Raw genomic sequence first — 17,438 nt, forward strand, 5'->3', positions numbered from 1 at the left:
CAATTTACTCCGGCTGCTTATGGATTTGAATTTGCAAGTTCATAAATGATAACCGGATGTAAGTCGAATGGGTCAAGGAAGGGGGCAAAAGCGCATGGAACTGACGCTCCACATGAAGGCTTATCTCGATAAATATCGTTTCAAATATCTGGCTTTGTATCACGCCCTCAGAGAGGCCATTCAGGACGGGCGTTTACCGGGGGGGATGAAGCTGCCTTCGACCCGGGAGTTGGCGGAGCTGTACGGATTGTCGAGAGGCGCCGTGGCTCAAAGCTATGACATGCTAATGGCGGAGGGGTATGTGCGTGCGGAGACAGGCCGGGGAACCTTTGTTGCCGATGCGGGCTATTCCCCCCGCGATGTGGTGAAAATAAAGGATACACCGGTGAAGCTTTCGCGTTGGGGCGAGAGGCTGCTGCTTCTGCCGGAGGGTCCCGCAGAGATGGCGGAACTTGCGGATATCAGCTTTATCAATCGGCCGCTCGATATGAGCCGATTTCCATATGAGGAATGGAGAAGCGCCCTCTCTTATGCCGGCGGGCGCAAGGGAGCCTGCCTACAGCATAAAGCGCCGCCGGAAGGAGATAGACAGCTGCGCGAGGCTATCGCTTCCCATTTGCGTGTGACGCGCGGGATTATGGCCCGGCCGGAGCATGTCGTATTGTTCAGCGGATCCATGCAGGGCATCGTGCTGCTGTTTCAGCTGCTGATGAACGAAGGAGAGGCGGCGGTTGTGGAAAATCCGGGATTTCACGGAATACGCATGGCGGTTGCGGCATACGGCGGCACAATCATACCGGCGGCGGTCGACGGGCAGGGAGTCAAGCCGCAGGATTGGGATGCGGGCATCTTGTTTGTAACGCCCAGCCGCCAATATCCTACGGGAGCGGTGCTCAGCCTGGAGCGGCGGCGGCAGCTTCTTGACTGGGCACAGCGGCATGACGCCGTCATTATAGAGGATGATTACGATAGCGAATTTCGTTTTGGCGGCAGACCGATCGAGCCGCTCAAGGCGCTCGATGCCCGGGAGCGGGTCATCTACATCGGTTCTTTCTCCCAAACGATGTTTGCGAGTTTAAGGTTGGGTTACGCGGTGCTGCCGGAAGGCCTGACGGCTGCTGTGGTACGGGCCAAATCGCTGTATGATCCGATGTCGCCGGGATTGCTTGAACAGCGGGCGCTTGCCCGGTTCATGACAAAAGGGAGCTATATGCGGCATTTGCGCCGATTAACCCGTCTTTACGGTGCGAGGCATCGCCATTTATGTGCGCGGATGCAGGAATTTGCCTGCGACCTGTTCGAATTGATGCCCAGTGATGCCGGGCTGCATGTTTATGCGAGCTGGCGCAAATCTCCAGCCGAATACGAGGCTTTTGCAGAAGCTGCGAAACGGAGAGGCGTCTATTTCCGGAACGCCGGGGTTTACTGGCTCGATGAAGGGCCGCCGGCAGCCTGCTTCAGCTTTGCCCATTTGACGGAGGAACAGATCGATAGGGGCGTGGCCGGACTCGCGTCTGCATGGCAGGATGTGCAAAATTTCTTTTGAAAGAGTATGATGGAGATTGAATGTGGTTTAATGCATCAGACTTCAACCGCATTTAATCGAATGGAATGAGTTTATATAAAGGGGGAATGACGACATGCTGCATGCGTCGCCGTCTTCTTTTCACATAACGCCCTATCTTGCGAAAATCGTATGCGAGCCGGGGTGGAAATGGCAGAAACGCGAAAAGGCGCTGGAAAACTATGATTTATTTTATGTATGGAGCGGCGAAGGGACGGTCATCCGCAACGATGAGTCGTTTGAGGTTGGCAAGGGCAGCTGCTTCCTGTTCAGACCTGGCGACCATACGAGCGCAATCCATAATCCACAGAAGCCGCTTGTGTTAACGTACAGCCATTTTAAAGTCGATGAACCTATAAGCGAGATTCCGCAGCCATACCGCCGTTTGACGGATACGGTTGATTTTGAGTACATGCTTGCAAGATACGTAAGGCTGTTTCTGGTTAACACGTATGCCGCAAAGGAAGAAGGGCAGCTGATCTTAAAGCAGCTAATGATCCATCTGCTGCGGCACGACCGCGAGCAGCCGGAAGAGAAAAAGGTCAGTAACCAGCTGACAGAAGTGATCCACGAGATTGCAAACTTTGTCCAGCAGCATCCCGGGAAACCTCACCGGGTGGAGGATCTTGCCGCCCGTGCGGGTTTGTCGCCGCGTTATTTTTCCATCAAGTTCAAGGAACTGATCGGAACGCCGGTTCAGTCTTATATTATACGGACGCGGATCGAGCGGGCGCAGCATCTGCTGCTGCATGCCGGCATGAACGTGACGGAGGTGGCGGATGCCCTCGGCTACCGCGATATCTTTTTCTTCAGCAGGCAATTCAAGCAATATACAGGCAAAAAACCTTCCGAAATCCGCTAAATGCCTGCTTATGACAGCCTATGCTTTTTAGAAAAGTACGTTGACAGACGTTTTTCTCTTGTTTAACTGCAGCGCGGAATCAACATTTCTGCGGCTGCATTTTTTTTCAAGTGAAAGAAATGCTTTCTATAAGAAAAAGTCTGGAATCTTTGAAAACAACGCTCAAGGCAGCTGGTTTGCTTTGAAATACGATGCAAGGAGGATGAAAAATGAAAACAAGGCAGGATCATCCGGTGGCCTTGGTAACCGGCAGTTCCAGCGGGTTCGGCTTGCTTATATGCGTGGAACTGGCCCTGCGGGGATTCATCGTTGTGGCAGGAATTCGCAGGCCGGAAGCGCAGGCCGGGCTGATGGAAGCGGCCGAGCGGGCAGGGGTGCGGGAACGGATTGATCCCGTGCAGCTGGAGGTCACCAGCGAAACCGATGCGGAGCGGGCGGTGTCTTACATCCGAGGTCAATACAGGCGCCTGGACATGCTGGTCAACAACGCGGGAACCGCACTCGGCGGATTGATCGAGGAGGTGCCTGCCGCAGTTTGGCCCGAACAAATGGAGACCAATTTTCACGGAACGGTTCGTGTAACACGGTCGGCGCTTCCCTTGATGAGGGAGCGGGGAAAAGGGCGGATTATCCAGATGAGCAGCATCAGCGGCCGGATCGGTTTTCCGGGCTACGGCCCATATGCCGCCTCGAAGTTCGCTTTAGAAGGCTTCAGCGAATGTTTGGCGCTGGAAGTCCGGCCGTTTGGCATTGATGTGGTGATGGTGGAGCCGGGGGCTTATGGAACGCCGATCTGGAACAAAGGTTTCGCGCGGATGAACGCAGCGCCAAACTCCCCATATCGGAATATGTTGGATAAGGTGCTTGCCTTCTCGCGCAAAAGTGCGGAGCAAGGAGGGGATCCACGGGAAGTCGCCGGTCTGGTTGCGGATATTGCCTGCATGAAGCGCCCGGCGTTCCGGTACGCGCTGCCTCGGAGTACCAAATGGACGATTCGAGCCAAAACGGCGCTCCCGGGGCGCCTTTTTCAGAGGATGATGGCTTACATTCTCGATAAAGCATAACCCGGCTTTATTTGCGTGGGGCTGGTGCGTGAAGCGTTCCAAGGAGCTGCCCCATCCGTACCTGGTCTCCTTTTTTCAGATCGGGAAACGGCGTGAAGATGCCGTCCTGGATTAGCAGCACAACGGTGGAGCCGAATTCGAAATAGGCCAGATCGTCGCCGTTGGTCCAGCGCGATACGGATTCATCATTGTAACGGATACTGCTTACGTTCATGGCTCCGACCTTCACGACTGCCACTTCGCCGTATTCGCCGGCAATGTAAGTAATCAGCCGTTCATTGCGGCATAATACCGACTTCATGTGGGTCATCCCGAATTCGTTAACCGGATAAGCACGTCCCTTGATGTGTTCGCTTTCCGTACGGACGCCCGTGATCGGGGAGTGAATGCGGTGATAATCGGTAGGGCTCAGGTACAACACGAAGGCGTAACCATGCTTGTACAATTCCAGGTGAGGGGAGAAATTCAGCAACTCCTCAACGGAATAATCCTGACCTTTTACATTCAGAATCGTTCCCGAGCTGATTTCGCCCATCGCCGTAATTCGGGCATCCACAGGGCTTGTCAGCACGTTCGGGCCTTCCGCGACGGGGCGCATGCCCGGTTTCAGCCGGCGGGAGAAAAACTCGTTTAGAGTCCGGTATTCATGTATCTCTTTTTCGGCTTCATGAGCGGGAATCTGATAGCTTTTTATGAAAATAGGAATAGTTCTCTTGCTGAGTCTGCTGTGCGAAAAGCGCCCCATTATTGCAGACAGCCATTTTCTTGACGAAAGCTCCGTCATAAGCCTTAATATTCTTTTTGCCATGCTTTATCTCCCTTCGGGTGATGCTAAGAAGATATATAGAATTACGTTCCCGGCCGCCTGTTGGTTACGAAAAAAATTTGCGGCAGGAATCGGATCATGTAAAATGCTGTTTTTGAACACTCTGAAATATATTGACACAGAAAATCGTTTTAATCAACAATGACGGATGAAATGACCCAGAAGTAAATGTGGCATGAACCGCATGCCGCGGCGGAGTTCGGGGAATCGCGGAGGAATTTGGCCTTTTTTGGCGTTTGACAGGAGAACCCGCAATATTCGCTATTGCCAACCAGTATCAAGTTGGTGTATTTTGGAACCAGGATACAGATTCCTTCGCATCGCATCTTTGCGAAAGGTTCATCTGTTACATATAGAATGCGGGGGCTTGAGAGAATCAGGCTGAGATTGCAGCTGTTATCCGCTGCTGACCGGGTATCTGATCTGGATAATGCCAGCGTAGAGAATTCGTGCTAAGCCCTCTTCAGGGCTTATTTAACCGTCTCTCTTTGCGTATCCAGGCGGTTTTTTTCATGTCTGGGGATTTGGGAATCCCGCCTAAAAAAGAGGAGAGGAAGATGTAGGATGGACAATGCATTACATACGGGAAAAAGAAAGGGGCTTTCGCTGAGCGATTTACTGGTGACGATTTTGCTGTCGCTTGTGCTTGGTGTGGTATACCATTTTTGGAGTTCGGTATACGACCTGTTCAAGCCGCTGTTTTTCCAGGCGGATGAGCTGGTGTACGGAGTTTGGTTTTTGGCGCCGACGCTTGCCATGCTGCTGATCCGTAAACCTGGGGTCGCCATATTGGCAGAGGTAGCAGCGGCCCATGTTGAAATATTATTCGGCAGCCAGTGGGGGCTTCAATTGGCGCTGTACAGCGTCGTGCAAGGTCTGGCCGCAGAGCTGGTTTTCGCCGTGCTGCGCTACCGCAGTTTCCGGATGGGAACGGCCGCGTTGGCGGGAGCGGCGGCAGCGCTAGGGTCGCTATTGGTTGATATTTATTATGGCTATGTGCTGGATTACACGCTCTGGATGATGCTGTTTAAATATGCGCTTCGAATCGTCAGCTCCGCCGTGTTGGCCGGATATTTGGCGTTTGCGCTGGCGAGGTCCCTGGAGGCTACCGGCGTTACGCAGCTTTTGCGGCCGGTGACTAAAAAGGATTACGAAGCGCTGGATCATGATTAAACATAACTCTGTTCTGCAAGATCAGGCTGCCGTTTCAGTCAAAGGGCTTCGGTTGAAATTCCCGGGCGAAGAGAATTTTGTATTCAAGGACTTATCCCTCTCAATCCGAAAGGGAGAGAAGGTTCTGATGCTTGGTCCAAGCGGATGCGGCAAATCGACTCTGCTGCAGGTGCTGGGCGGACTGGTTCCGCAAGTCATTGAGATTCCGATGAAAGCGGAGGAGATTACGGTTCCGGATTCCAGAGGATACGTCTTTCAGGACCCGGATACCCAGTTCTGCATGCCGTATGTGGATGAGGAACTGGCCTTTGTGCTGGAGAACCGCGCAGTCGAGCGGGAACGAATGCTGCCGCGGATGCAGGAGGCATTAGCAAGGGTCGGATTGGATTCCGGCAAGCTGGATGTACCGGTCGACAGCCTGTCCCAGGGCATGAAGCAGCGGCTGGCACTTGCATCGGTGCTTCTGCTCGAGCCGGAGGTCATCTTTCTGGATGAACCGTCGGCGCTCCTGGATCCCGAAGGGCGGAAACGGATGTGGCAGGCGGTATGGGATGCGGCGGAAGGGCGCACCTTAGTCGTAGTGGAACATCGTATTGAAGAGATTGCGGACCGGATGGACCGGATCATCTTGTTCGGGCCTGAAGGGAGTATTATCGGCGACGGCAGTCCGGAATGGATATTCCGTACTTTTCAGAGGGAAATGCAGCAGTACGGAATTTGGTATCCCGGTGTATGGGAGGAATTCAGCCGGAGTTTGGAGAACCGCCAAGAGGAGTTCGCAGGGAAAAAACCTACGAATCCGGCCCCGCTTTTGGCCTTGCGCGGGTATACGGGGTACCGTGGGGATCGGCCGCTGATCCATGTGAAGGAACTTAACGTATATCCCGGCGATTTTATCGCGGTCACCGGCGTGAATGGAGCGGGAAAAAGCACGTTTTTGCTGAGCCTGATGGGCCTTTTGCGTTTCAGCGGGCAATACTCGTTATGCGGAGCGAGCATGGAGGAAACAGCAGGGGAGGGCAGGAAGCGCAAGAAAAAACGACGCCCGCCCTCGGACCGGATCGGATATGTATTTCAAAATCCGGAATTTCAGTTTGTTGCCGAAACGGTTTTTGAAGAAATTCGATTTTCCTTAAAAGCCGAAGGAATGGCGGACGAAGCGGAGACGGAGGCTAAGGCGCGCCGTTTTCTGCGTTCATTTCATTTGGCGGGATTGGAACATCGTCATCCGTATCAGCTCTCCATGGGGCAAAAGCGTAGACTAAGCATGGCAGCGGCGGTCGTTTGCGGCCAACCGATTCTGCTCCTGGATGAGCCGACATTCGGCCAAGATGCCCGGAACACATTTGCTATTCTTGAGTACTGTCTCAAGATGAAGGAGCAAGGGACCGCGATCGTGATGGTGACCCATGAGGAAGAAATTGTACAGCAAATCGCTACCCGAGTGTGGGAGGTGCTGGATGGCGTGGTCACGGAACGTCCGCCCGCCGAACAGTCAGCTGAAGCGGAAGAAATGCGGGTGGGAACATGATGGAATTGTTGACGCCTACCCGCTCGACGGTTTTACAGCAAGCCAACCCTGCCGTTAAACTGGTCGTGCTCATCATGTTGTTTATTGTAACGGTGCAGACCCGAAGCATCGATTTTGCAATCTATCAGGCCATCATATATACAGTGCTGTTGTTTATGCTCGGCGGGTTTCCGGTTCGGAAAACGCTGCTGTTTGTTCTGCCTTTCGGCCTGTTGTTCGTGTCGTCTTCCATAACGATGATTCTGTTTGGCAAAGGGAATACGTTGTGGTGGCAGTGGGGTGTGCTGCGCATTACCGAGGAGAGCTTTTACAGAGGACTGCATCTGGGCTTCAGGTCGATCGCATTTGCGGCGGAAGGATTGCTTTTTGTCAGTACGACTCCTTCCGTCAAGCTTTTTTACGCGCTGATGCAAAGCTTCAGGCTCCCGCCCCGGTATGCGTACAGCTTTATGGCTTCGATCCGGCTTTTGCCGATGGTGTGGGAAGAGTTCCTGATCCGCCGGCAGGCGCTGCAGGTACGCGGGGCGCAGATGGAAGGCCGGGGGCTTAAAGGTCTTGCGGAGCATATCCGCATGTATGCCGTGCCGCTGCTCTCCCAGAGCATCCGCCGCGCCCACCGGGTGGCCGTCGCGATGGAGGCGAAGCAGTTTAACGGCAATGGCCCCCGTACTTATTACTACCCGTCAAAGCTATCATGGAAGGACGGAGCTGCCGTGCTGCTGCTTGTCTTGGCGCCATGCGCCGCCTATCTGGCTGCCGTATGGGTTCCATGGTTTGGCCTTCCAGATGTCCGCTATCATCCCTGATTTTTTCGGAAAATCCAAAGATGAAGCGTACTGTTAACGGCTAAGCAAATAACGCGCGTATGCCATGGGCTGGCGGTATGTTCCCTTCCACAGCTCGGTCAGTCCGGCTTTGCGGAAGCCGTACCGCTGATCACGTCCATTGCATTCGATAAAATACGGTTTTCCCATGGTCGAAAGTCCGATGTCCAGACCCAAATCGGCTGCATTGGGGAGATGCTGCTCCAGCTTTTCCGCGACCCGCAATGCCAGCATTCGAACATTCGAAACGACGATGTCGTGAGAAAGATGGGGAAGGCTTTCGCGCAGAACCGCATCAACGCCAAGCGCTTTGGCGCCCTGCGCTACGTTGGACACAAAAGTCCGTGCGGAGGCAGCCTTGGCATAAATGCCCGTTATGCCCCACTCTCCGCTGATTCCCCGCTGAACGGATACGCGCAGATCATACGGACTGTCTTTGAATTCAGCAAGGGAAATGCGTTCCTGAATTAGGTAAGGGATATGGGCAATGCGGCTCTGAAGAAGGGCAGGCAGTTTGTTTTGCCGCAGCGCCACCGTCTTCCAGCCGGATGATTTGCCGCTTGAAGAATAAGTGAGCTTCCAGGTCGTTCCGGAACGATGAAGCCGCAATATTCCGCGGCCGATGCTTCCGGCACAAGGTTTAATAATCAGATCATCATATTGCCGCATCATTTCCGAAATGGAAGAGGATGTGGCTTTTTGGGTTTCCGGAAGATGGGGCGACAGCAGGGGATCCGTTTGAAGAAGCTGATGAATTTCGTCTTTGCCGTAGCGGTTAAAACCGTTGAAAATGATATATCCCTGCCCCAGCATTAAGTTGATTTTCTGCTGTGATGCTGCGTCCAGATGGATCGCCCGGTTATGGATCACGCGCGGGATAGGTATGCGGACTAATGTATACGCTTTTCCTCTCAAAATATAAGCGGTGCATTGGCCGCCAGCCATATCAATATCCTGAAGCCGGATAAAACATGGGATCAACCCGTATATCCGGGCAGCTTCTTCATAATTAGCGAGGGATTCCGGTCCGGTCCTTCCATGTGGAATTCCCCGGTGCATGGCGGCGTTCATCAGAATTCCAATATAAGAAAACCACACATTTCATCCCTCCTGCATGAATATAAAATCACCGCTTGCGAAAGCGAACAAAAAATAAATTCAAGGCATTCCTCCATTTGTATAGTCTATGCGCCGGGGCCGTGTCGGCAAAGGGCGTTTGTCCGCCCATGTCCCGCCTATTTTAAGATTATAGAATTTATAAATTTTAAGCGGAGCTTAAGAAATCCTATAATCGCAAGAAAAACATCCGCTAAATGCGGTCTGTCTTCCTAGAAAGTACGTCGATAGACGTTTTTCTTAGCAGTATAAAATTTATAAGTTTTTTTGGGGGTCCCCGCAAAGTATTTGGAATAAGCATCGAAGCATAGGCTCCACTTTGTGGGGTTATTTAACGCCGGCAAGAAATGATGAAAAAAAGGGTACTTCAGTGACAAAAGCCTAGTCCGGCGCATATGATGCCGCAGAGCGATACGGTCAGGAAGGGAGCGAGAATGCTTGAAAAAGAAGGATAGCAAACGATCCGATAGAGCAGGCAAACGCCGCTACTATATGGATAACCCCAATTTTCATGAGCTGGAAATGATTAATGAAAAAAAAGCAAGTCCAAGTATGGCAAAACGGGATGCAAATATTCAAATCCGTTCGATTGTCGCGGAGCAAATTCAGGAGACCGAAGTCGCCGCACAGTCTGAGGAGGGGAATAAGGAAGATCTGGATATAAAAAGCGAAGGCATTGGAGAAACCGCAGCCGAAGGGGCTAATGAGGCTCTTGAGCAGGAAGAAAAGGGCTATATTCGTCCGACGCTGGAGGATGTGGAACAAATCATCGCCGAGAAGCAGCTGCCGGATTCGGCACAGCCATTTATCTATACGGAAGATTTGAGCGATGGAGCCGTCGTTACATCAAAGATTGCCCTGCGTGCCGTTGACTCCGCCCGGCTTATGCCAGGTGCAGTGGATGGGGAAGCTATTGCCGATTATGCCGTTACTCATATCCATTTAGCGGATGGAGCCGTTACTGCCTCAAAGATTGCTCCATTATCGATCACGGAAGAACATCTGGCCAATCATGCATTCAGCGGAAACAAGATCCGGGATTTCTCTATTGGCGGGGAAAAACTTCGCGAAGGCAGCATTTCGTCTGACAAACTGCAGGATAAAGCCATCGCATCGGACAAAATTGCCGACGGATCAATCCATTCACGCCATCTGGCGGGGCTTGTAATCTCAAGCGAATTGATTCAGGAACAGGCTGTGATTGACAGGAAAATTGCCAGCGCAAGCATCCGCACCCATCATCTTGTCAATGAAGCGATTGATACGTCAAAGCTTGCGGATGGAGCCGTGACCGCATCAAAGATTCGTGACGGAGGAATAACCGGAACCAAGATTATGAAAGGCTCGCTTGAAGGCATTCATTTGCGCGAGCAATCGCTGACGGGGGATTTGCTGGCAGACGGAGCTATTGGAAGCGAGCAAATTGCGGAAGGGAGCATTGGCGCGTCCCACTTGTCGGACGGCTCTGTGATAAGCAGCCATCTTCGGAAGGGAGCCGTAACCTCAGACAAAATAGCGCCATCAGCGGTGACGGGCATTCATGTTGGCGAAGGAGCCATCAGAGGCAGCCATATCGGCGCTGGCGAAATCACCGCAAGCCACATCGCGGAACGCAGTATCGGCTCAGGCAAGCTTGAGGAGCTTTCCATCGGTACGGCCCATATCCTGGAGCAGAGCATCACGTCGTCCAAAATTGCCGACCAGAGTATTTTGCCGAGCAAAATTGCCAATGAAGCAGTGCAAAACCGGCATCTCACACAGGGGGCGATACAGGAGCCTCAGATTGCCCCGGATGCAGTAACCGGCAGGCACATCAGGCATGGAGAAATTCGCGGGGAGCACTTGGCCAAGGAAAGTGTGGAATCATCGCATTTACGGCAATCATCCATTCTGGAGAGCCATATCGGTCAACATGCCGTGAAGGGAAAGCATATTGCCAACGAAGCAGTAGGAGTTTATCAGCTGCAGCCCGGTTCCGTGACGGTCGAGAAGCTGGCAAACGCGAGCGTGACCGGCGAAAAGCTTGCATCCGGCTCTGTCGGAGGAGATGCGCTTGCGGTTGAAGGAGTCGGCGGGGAACATATCCGGATAGCTGCTGTTGGCAAGCGCCATTTGGCGGCGCTTAGCGTAGATTCGGACACAATTATGGATGAGGCTGTTTCGACCCGTCATATCAGCAAGGGAGCCATTACAGCCAAGCATCTGCAGCCGGGAGCTGTCGGGGCGGAAATTCTTAGCAAGGAATCGGTAACTTCGGATCATATAGCTGCAGGCAGCATACAGTCGAAACATTTGAACCGGCTCATTGTGACGCCTGTCCACCTGGAAGATTATGCCGTGACATCGCCGAAGTTGTCACCCGAAAGCGTAGCAACGGATAAAATTCAGGATATGGCTGTTACTAGCAGCAAGTTGGCGGACGGCAGCGTCTCATCTTCCAAAATTGCCAAGGGTGCGGTCGGAAGGGAACATGTCGCTGAGGGAGCAATACAATCTTCCGCTATCGAAGATGGAGCGGTTGGTTTCCGCCATTTGGCGCCCCAATCCGTGGGCGCAAGGCAGCTGCAGCCGGGAGTCGTGGAGGAGTGCCATCTGGCAGCAGAATCGGTGAATTCCGAAGCGATCAAGGATGGCTCGATCACGGCGCTTCATTTGGCCGTGGAAGCGGTGGGGAGCATTAATCTGCAGCAGAATTCCGTACAATCCGTACACATTCATGAAAAAAGCGTCCAGCAAAAACACATCGCAACTGAAGCCGTCGCTCAGCGCCATCTTGCGCCTCAATCGGTAGGCGCCGAGCAACTGCAGCCGGGAACCGTGGAAGAATGCCATCTCCGGAAGGGGGCCGTAACCTCAGATAAAATAGCGCCATCAGCAGTAACGGGCATTCATTTTGCCGAAGGAACCATTAAAGGCAGCCATATCGGTACGGGGGAAATTACCGCAAATCACATCGCGGAACGCAGTATCGGCTCAGGCAAGCTGGAGGAGCTTTCCATCGGTACAGCTCATATCCTGGAGCAAAGCATCACATCATCCAAAATTGCCGACCAGAGTATTTTGGCGGGAAAACTTGCCGACGAAGCGGTTCAAAACCGCCATCTCACACAGGGGGCGATACAAGAACCTCAGATTGCCCCGGGTGCAGTAACCGGCAAGCATATCCGGTATGGAGAGATTTGCGGGGAGCATCTGGCCGAGGAAAGTGTGGAATCATCGCATTTACGGCAATCATCCATTCTGGAGGATCACATCGGTCAACATGCCGTGCATGAAAAGCATATTGCCAATGAAGCAGTAGGGGCTAACCAGCTGCAGCCCGGTTCCGTGACAGCCGAGAAGCTGGCGGATGCGAGTGTAACCGTTGAAAAGCTGGCAAATGGAAGCATAACGGGCGAAAAGCTTGCCCCCGGCTCTATCGGAGGAGACGCGCTTGCGCTTGAAGGAGTCGGAGGGGAACATATCCGGGCAGCTGCTGTCGGCAAACATCATTTGGCGGCGCTTAGCGTAGATTCGGACGCAATGATGGATGAGGCTGTTTCAACCCGTCATATCAGCAAAGGAGCCATCACAGCCGATCATCTGCAGCCGGATTCCATACAATCCGTACACCTTCATGAAAAAAGCGTCGAGCAAAAACACATCGCAACTGGAGCGGTCGTTCAGCAGCATCTTGCGCCTCAATCGGTAGGGGCCGAACAACTGCAGCCGGGAATTGTGGAAGAATCTCATCTCCGGAATGGGGCCGTAACCTCAGACAAAATAGCGCCATCAGCGGTAACGGGCATTCATTTTGCCGAAGGAACCATCAGAGGAAGCCATATCGGGGCCGGCGAAATCACCGCAAGCCACATCGCGGAACGCAGTGTCGGCTCAGGCAAGCTGGAGGAGCTTTCCATCGGCACAGCCCATATCCTGGAACAGAGCATCACATCATCCAAAATTGCCCAAGGGGCGATCGGAAGGGAACATGTCGCTGAGGGAGCAGTACATGCATTGGCTATCGAAGATGGGGCAGTTGGTTTCCGTCATTTGGCGCCCCAATCCGTAGGAACGGAGCAGCTGCAGGCGGGAGTCGTAGAGGAGCGGCATCTGGCTGCGGGTTCGGTGAATTCCGAAGCGATCAAGGATGGCTCGATCACGGCGCTTCATCTGGCCGTGGAAGCGGTGGGCGGCATAAACCTGCAGCAGGATTCCGTACGATCCCTACACCTTCATGAAAAAAGCGTCCAGCAAAGACACATCGCTTCTTCTGCCATCGTACAGCGCCATCTTGCGCCTCAATCGGTAGGCACAGAGCAATTGCAGCCGGGAAGCATCGAAGCGGAGCATCTTACAGAGGGGGCCGTATATGGAGAAGCGATTCAGGACGGCGCCGTCACGCACGAGAAGCTCGGACTTGAGTCCGTCGGAAGCGGGCAGCTTATACCGGAGTCTATTGCAGCCTATCATCTCCAAGGAGGCGCTGTTCAGGAACATCATTTGGCTGATGATTCCGTAAATGGGAACCATTTGGCAGCGGAATCCGTTGGCAGCCATCATCTGCAGGCCGAAAGCATTACGGAGCAGCATTTGACTGTTGGGGCTGTTTCAGGCGAAGCCCTTCAGAAAGAAGCGGTGACGGCGGATAAGATCGCGCCAAATTCTATCGGAAATGGACATATACAACCGCAATCCGTATCATCGACGCAATTGCAGGAAAGAGCTGTACAAAAATGCCATATCGCTCCCGGAGCGATTGATTACAGGCATTTGGCAGCCGAATCGGTGGGAGAAACCCAACTGCAGCCAGGCATTATCGGGGAGCAGCATTTGACCTGCGGAGCGGTGAATACGGAAGTATTGGGAGACGGGGCAGTTACGGCTGAGAAACTGGCTGAATCCTCAGTCGGAAGCGCCCATATCCAGTCCGGTTCCATCATGGCCCGCCATCTTGCTCCTGGAACCATTCAAGGTGAGTCGCTCCGCGACGGTACCATCATTGCGGCCAAAATAGCTCCCGGCGCGATCGGCAGCAGCCATATTCAACCGGAATCGATCCGTCCGCTGCATCTACAGGCTGAATCCATTCAAGAATGGCATTTGCAGAAGGACTCGGTCAATGGCTCCCATCTTCAAGATCAGTCTGTTGAAAGCAGACATCTTGCGGAACAGTCGGTATCCCCATCTCATCTTGCCTTTGTTCCAGTCCGGAGCGTTTCCGGTCAGCCGAGTGTTCAGCAATTCGGGATGGTTCCATTCCAAATCGGCGAAGGGGAATTGCAGATCGAGGTTCCAATCGTGTTTAAGGAACCCTATCAAAGCCATCATTACGTGATCGTTGCCATGTGCAATCACCCCGATTTTTACGTGGTATTGAAAACTCAACGGGAGGATATGGCATTTCTTGAAGTGGTCCGCCGTCAGGCCGGAGCCGAAGGATTCGGGTTCGTTTCCTGGATTGCCGTCGGATCGGAACCAGGAGATAAGGAAGAATACTCATTCTAAGATAGGCATCGGAATTCTACTTGGCGGTCTTAACGCTAATGAATGCAGAAATTTCTGAAGAATCATAAAAATACAGAATAAACGGGTCGGTCGAGGTGGTCATCCTTGACGGCCCGTTTTTGCGTTCCGTGCAAAAAGTTCCTGAATGGTTACGATCGATTGAACCCGAGTTCCCCGCAGGATACTGAATTTCATGCACAAACGCCGCTTCCACCCCATTCATGGAAGCATACGATACTCAAGGAAATATCAGCAGCTGGAACAGGGGGAGTATGTCCGCATGCGCAAACCAACCGCACAAAAACGCCATCTGCAGAGGGGAAGAAAAAGAAGCGGCAAAGTACGCCTTTTGAGACGCAAAAGCTGTGAACATCCGGTCGTTTCGGTCATTATCCCCGCGATGAATGAGCAAAAGACGATTGGCCATGTCATTCGTGAAGCCCGGCGGGTCCACGAGGCATGCGAAGTGATCGTCGTGGCCAACGGCTGCACCGACCGAACGGCGGAAATTGCGGCAGCAATGGGAGCTAAGGTACTGCAGTTTGAGCAGCCGCTTGGCCATGACGCAGGTCGGACCGTCGGCGCCGAAGCGGCGTCAGGGCAAGCGCTGCTGTTTGTGGATGCGGATATGAAGGTTGGGCATGAGCATCTGCGCCCTTTTCTGAATGCGGTATTGAACGGAACCGACGTGGCGCTGAACAGGTATCGCGGCCTGGTTCGCCTCCGTCAGGTGCATCCTGTGGTTTTAGCCAAGCATACGCTGAATTCAACGCTTAAGCGTCCCGATCTTTCGGGGGCTTCGCTGACTGCGGTTCCGCATGCGATCAGCCGCCGAGCAGCCGATATCATTGGAACCGCCAATCTTTCCGTTCCTCCGCTTGCTCAGGCCATAGCCATCAGGTCCGGCCTGAAGGTGGAGGCCGTCCATGAGGTGCCTGTCGGCAGGCTGAACCGGCGCAGAAGCAAATTAAACGGCAGGGATCTGCTATCGCAGGTAGTGATTAACGACCATCTGCAGGCACTCGCGTGGTATTTGTCCCAAACGGATCCTCGCGCCGGATTTAGCGACCTGGGCCGGGACAGAAACAGGGTGGGAAGGTGACAAAAATGAACGGCAGAAAAAAAGTGGCAGGCCAAAAAAGGCGCATAAACCGGCAGCCGATCATGAACATAAAAAGGAAAAAAACTCTTTTCAAAATAAAACGGCGTTCTTATGCCGCCCCAAAGGGGAACAGGGAATCCCTGCTTCGCGGCGCGTTAAACGCCGGATGGAAGGCTGGAAGCATGGCGCGGACGGAAGCGGAGGATTCCAAGCTGCACTTCTACGAATCCAAACTTCAGCAATCATTTGTGGAATGGATGAACGCTAATCTACGTCAGAGGCCGGAATACGATCGCATGAAGCGCTTGTCAACGGCCTTTTGTCGGGGATATGCCAACGCTTTAGGCCGCCGTGAGCATGGAATACCGCTTCTGCTGCGGGGGAGCGCTGCTGCGGTCGTCTGCGCAAGCAGCGAAGAAGACAGCATTGACGCGATGCTGAACGAGCTGGAACGGCTGCCGCTGCGGGAAATTATCGTCGTTCTGAACGGCTGCCGCGACAACAGCTATGCGCTCTCCCGGGGCCATCGGCTGGTAACGGTCGTTTACCATCCGGAACCGCTCGGGCATGACGTTGGAAGAAGCATTGGCGCCAGACTTGCCGGAGCGGACAACATTCTGTTCTGCGACGGGGATTTGGTAATTCAGGCAGAAGATCTGGCTCCTTTTTTATATGCGGTGGATGGTGACTGCGATGTGGCCTTGAATGACCTGAACGGGTATTTACCGATGTTCGTGCATCAGGATGAGGTGACTCATTGCAAAAGCTTTTTGAACATGGTATTAGGGCGCAGCGATTTAGGGGCGAATTCCATGACGGCTGTCCCGCATGCGCTTTCGGGACGTTTGCTCAGGGAACTGAATCCGGTGCATCTGACCGTCCCCCCGAAAGCGCAGGTCATGGCGATTCTGGGAGGTTACCTGGTTAAGGCCGTACATGCCGTTGACGTCTTCTCCAGCAACAGAAAGCGACGAGATAATGTCGGCAGAAGCAATGCGGTAGCGGGAATGATTATCGGAGATCATGCGGAGGCCTTGCAGGAAATATTCGAGCGGCGCGGAGCCATTGGTCCGGCGGGCTACTTATCCCGCAAGGATGTCGCCATGCGGAGAAATGCCATATGATGCGGCAGCCGGGATTGACCAGCATCATTATCCCGACTTTTAACGGGTTGGATATGTTGGCCTCATGTATCGAAGCCATCCGAAAATATACCGAAGTTCCGTATGAAATTATCGTAGTGGATAATGCATCAACGGATAGAACGGATGCGTACTGCATCCGCGAAGGAATTCCCTTTATTTCCCTGCCTGCCAATGAAGGATTTCCCAAGGCATGTAATCTTGGCATGAAGGCAGCGAGAGGAGACTATCTTCTTCTGCTTAACAACGATGTGACCGTGACGCGGAACTGGCTGACGAATTTACTTGCTGCCGTGGATAGCAGCGAAAACATCGGTTTGGCCGGACCCGTGACAAATGAAGCAAGCGGCAGGCAGAAGGTGGAGGTGGCCTACAGCGATCTGTCTGATTTCCAGAAAATTGCCGCAGCGAATAACCGCTCGGATACCGGACGCTGGATCGAGGCTAAGCGGATCATCGGTATGTGTATGCTGATCAAAAGAGAGGTTGTGAGCCGGATCGGATACCTGGACGAAGCTTACTCCCCCGGGCATTATGAAGATGATGATTACTGCCACCGCGCCAGGATCGCAGGTTTCAGGCTCCTGATATGCAGCGATGTGCTCGTTCATCACAAGGGAAGCGCAAGCTTCGAACGATCACGGCCGGAAGAACTGCAGGCACTAATCGAAAGAAATTATCGTTTGTTCATGAATAAATGGAATTTTGATCCGCGCGAATATATCTAAGAGATGTAAAACAAACCCG

The 17,438-nt window shown here is 53.2% G+C and carries 12 protein-coding genes; 10 read left to right on the forward strand and 2 right to left on the reverse strand.

Annotated elements, in window-relative coordinates; all coding sequences use genetic code 11:
• The first annotated feature begins 94 nt into the window (after window positions 1-94).
• The 3 genes from pdxR (at window position 95) to L6442_RS07485 (ending at window position 3,490) form a co-directional block, all read left to right on the forward strand.
• Window positions 95-1,546, forward strand: coding sequence for a MocR-like pyridoxine biosynthesis transcription factor PdxR (gene pdxR / locus L6442_RS07475; protein ID WP_212977583.1), 1,452 nt, complete (start codon window positions 95-97; stop codon window positions 1,544-1,546).
• Window positions 1,547-1,640: 94 nt separating this feature from the next.
• Window positions 1,641-2,426, forward strand: coding sequence for an AraC family transcriptional regulator (locus tag L6442_RS07480; RefSeq protein ID WP_194233253.1), 786 nt, complete (start codon window positions 1,641-1,643; stop codon window positions 2,424-2,426).
• Window positions 2,427-2,635: 209 nt separating this feature from the next.
• Window positions 2,636-3,490: an SDR family oxidoreductase gene (locus L6442_RS07485; protein WP_212977584.1), complete on the forward strand. Its 855-nt coding sequence runs from the start codon at window positions 2,636-2,638 to the stop codon at window positions 3,488-3,490.
• Between the two features lie 7 nt (window positions 3,491-3,497).
• Here the strand turns inward: L6442_RS07485 and asd are convergent, their stop codons facing one another.
• Window positions 3,498-4,298, reverse strand: a complete 801-nt coding sequence (asd, locus tag L6442_RS07490) for an archaetidylserine decarboxylase (protein ID WP_212977585.1) — start codon at window positions 4,296-4,298, stop codon at window positions 3,498-3,500.
• A 582-nt stretch (window positions 4,299-4,880) separates the two neighbouring features.
• On the opposite strand from asd, the gene L6442_RS07495 reads away from it, so the two are divergent.
• Genes L6442_RS07495 through L6442_RS07505 form a run of 3 tightly spaced genes read left to right on the forward strand, consistent with a single transcriptional unit; the run spans window position 4,881 to window position 7,826 of the window.
• Window positions 4,881-5,489: an ECF transporter S component gene (locus tag L6442_RS07495; RefSeq protein WP_212977586.1), complete on the forward strand. Its 609-nt coding sequence runs from the start codon at window positions 4,881-4,883 to the stop codon at window positions 5,487-5,489.
• Complete coding sequence (locus L6442_RS07500) at window positions 5,482-7,020, forward strand: ABC transporter ATP-binding protein (protein WP_212977587.1); 1,539 nt, start codon at window positions 5,482-5,484, stop codon at window positions 7,018-7,020. The genes L6442_RS07495 and L6442_RS07500 overlap by 8 nt, the downstream gene beginning before the upstream one ends.
• Window positions 7,017-7,826 (forward strand): energy-coupling factor transporter transmembrane component T family protein, encoded by an 810-nt coding sequence (locus tag L6442_RS07505; protein ID WP_306436671.1) that lies wholly within the window; start codon window positions 7,017-7,019, stop codon window positions 7,824-7,826. The genes L6442_RS07500 and L6442_RS07505 overlap by 4 nt, the downstream gene beginning before the upstream one ends.
• 33 nt (window positions 7,827-7,859) lie before the next feature.
• Here the strand turns inward: L6442_RS07505 and L6442_RS07510 are convergent, their stop codons facing one another.
• On the reverse strand, window positions 7,860-8,942 hold the full coding sequence (locus tag L6442_RS07510; RefSeq protein ID WP_212977588.1) for a YheC/YheD family endospore coat-associated protein: 1,083 nt from the start codon (window positions 8,940-8,942) through the stop codon (window positions 7,860-7,862).
• 456 nt (window positions 8,943-9,398) lie between these two features.
• Here L6442_RS07510 and L6442_RS07515 point away from each other — a divergent pair, with 456 nt between their 5' ends.
• From L6442_RS07515 to L6442_RS07530, 4 genes are all read left to right on the forward strand, one after another.
• A complete protein-coding gene (locus L6442_RS07515) occupies window positions 9,399-14,447 on the forward strand; it encodes a WIAG-tail domain (protein ID WP_212977589.1) in 5,049 nt (1,682 codons plus the stop codon).
• A gap of 280 nt (window positions 14,448-14,727) precedes the next feature.
• Window positions 14,728-15,549 (forward strand): glycosyltransferase family 2 protein, encoded by an 822-nt coding sequence (locus L6442_RS07520; protein ID WP_212977590.1) that lies wholly within the window; start codon window positions 14,728-14,730, stop codon window positions 15,547-15,549.
• A 5-nt stretch (window positions 15,550-15,554) separates the two neighbouring features.
• On the forward strand, window positions 15,555-16,673 hold the full coding sequence (locus L6442_RS07525; RefSeq protein ID WP_237100261.1) for a glycosyltransferase family 2 protein: 1,119 nt from the start codon (window positions 15,555-15,557) through the stop codon (window positions 16,671-16,673).
• Entirely contained in the window at window positions 16,670-17,419 is a 750-nt protein-coding gene (locus L6442_RS07530; RefSeq protein ID WP_306436672.1) for a glycosyltransferase family 2 protein, read from the forward strand. Before L6442_RS07525 ends, L6442_RS07530 begins: the two co-directional genes overlap by 4 nt.
• Window positions 17,420-17,438: the final 19 nt, after the last annotated feature.

It is taken from the genome of Paenibacillus azoreducens (genome assembly GCF_021654775.1).
GTDB lineage: Bacteria > Bacillota > Bacilli > Paenibacillales > Paenibacillaceae > Paenibacillus_AQ > Paenibacillus_AQ azoreducens.

Bases quoted from the DNA above. Each gene is read 5' to 3' on its own strand.
- pdxR (WP_212977583.1), top strand. From the start codon at position 95: ATGGAACTGACGCTCCACATGAAGGCTTATCTCGATAAATATCGTTTC.
- L6442_RS07480 (WP_194233253.1), top strand. From the start codon at position 1,641: ATGCTGCATGCGTCGCCGTCTTCTTTTCACATAACGCCCTATCTTGCG.
- L6442_RS07485 (WP_212977584.1), top strand. From the start codon at position 2,636: ATGAAAACAAGGCAGGATCATCCGGTGGCCTTGGTAACCGGCAGTTCC.
- asd (WP_212977585.1), bottom strand. From the start codon at position 4,298: ATGGCAAAAAGAATATTAAGGCTTATGACGGAGCTTTCGTCAAGAAAA.
- L6442_RS07495 (WP_212977586.1), top strand. From the start codon at position 4,881: ATGGACAATGCATTACATACGGGAAAAAGAAAGGGGCTTTCGCTGAGC.
- L6442_RS07500 (WP_212977587.1), top strand. From the start codon at position 5,482: ATGATTAAACATAACTCTGTTCTGCAAGATCAGGCTGCCGTTTCAGTC.
- L6442_RS07505 (WP_306436671.1), top strand. From the start codon at position 7,017: ATGATGGAATTGTTGACGCCTACCCGCTCGACGGTTTTACAGCAAGCC.
- L6442_RS07520 (WP_212977590.1), top strand. From the start codon at position 14,728: ATGCGCAAACCAACCGCACAAAAACGCCATCTGCAGAGGGGAAGAAAA.
- L6442_RS07525 (WP_237100261.1), top strand. From the start codon at position 15,555: ATGAACGGCAGAAAAAAAGTGGCAGGCCAAAAAAGGCGCATAAACCGG.
- L6442_RS07530 (WP_306436672.1), top strand. From the start codon at position 16,670: ATGATGCGGCAGCCGGGATTGACCAGCATCATTATCCCGACTTTTAAC.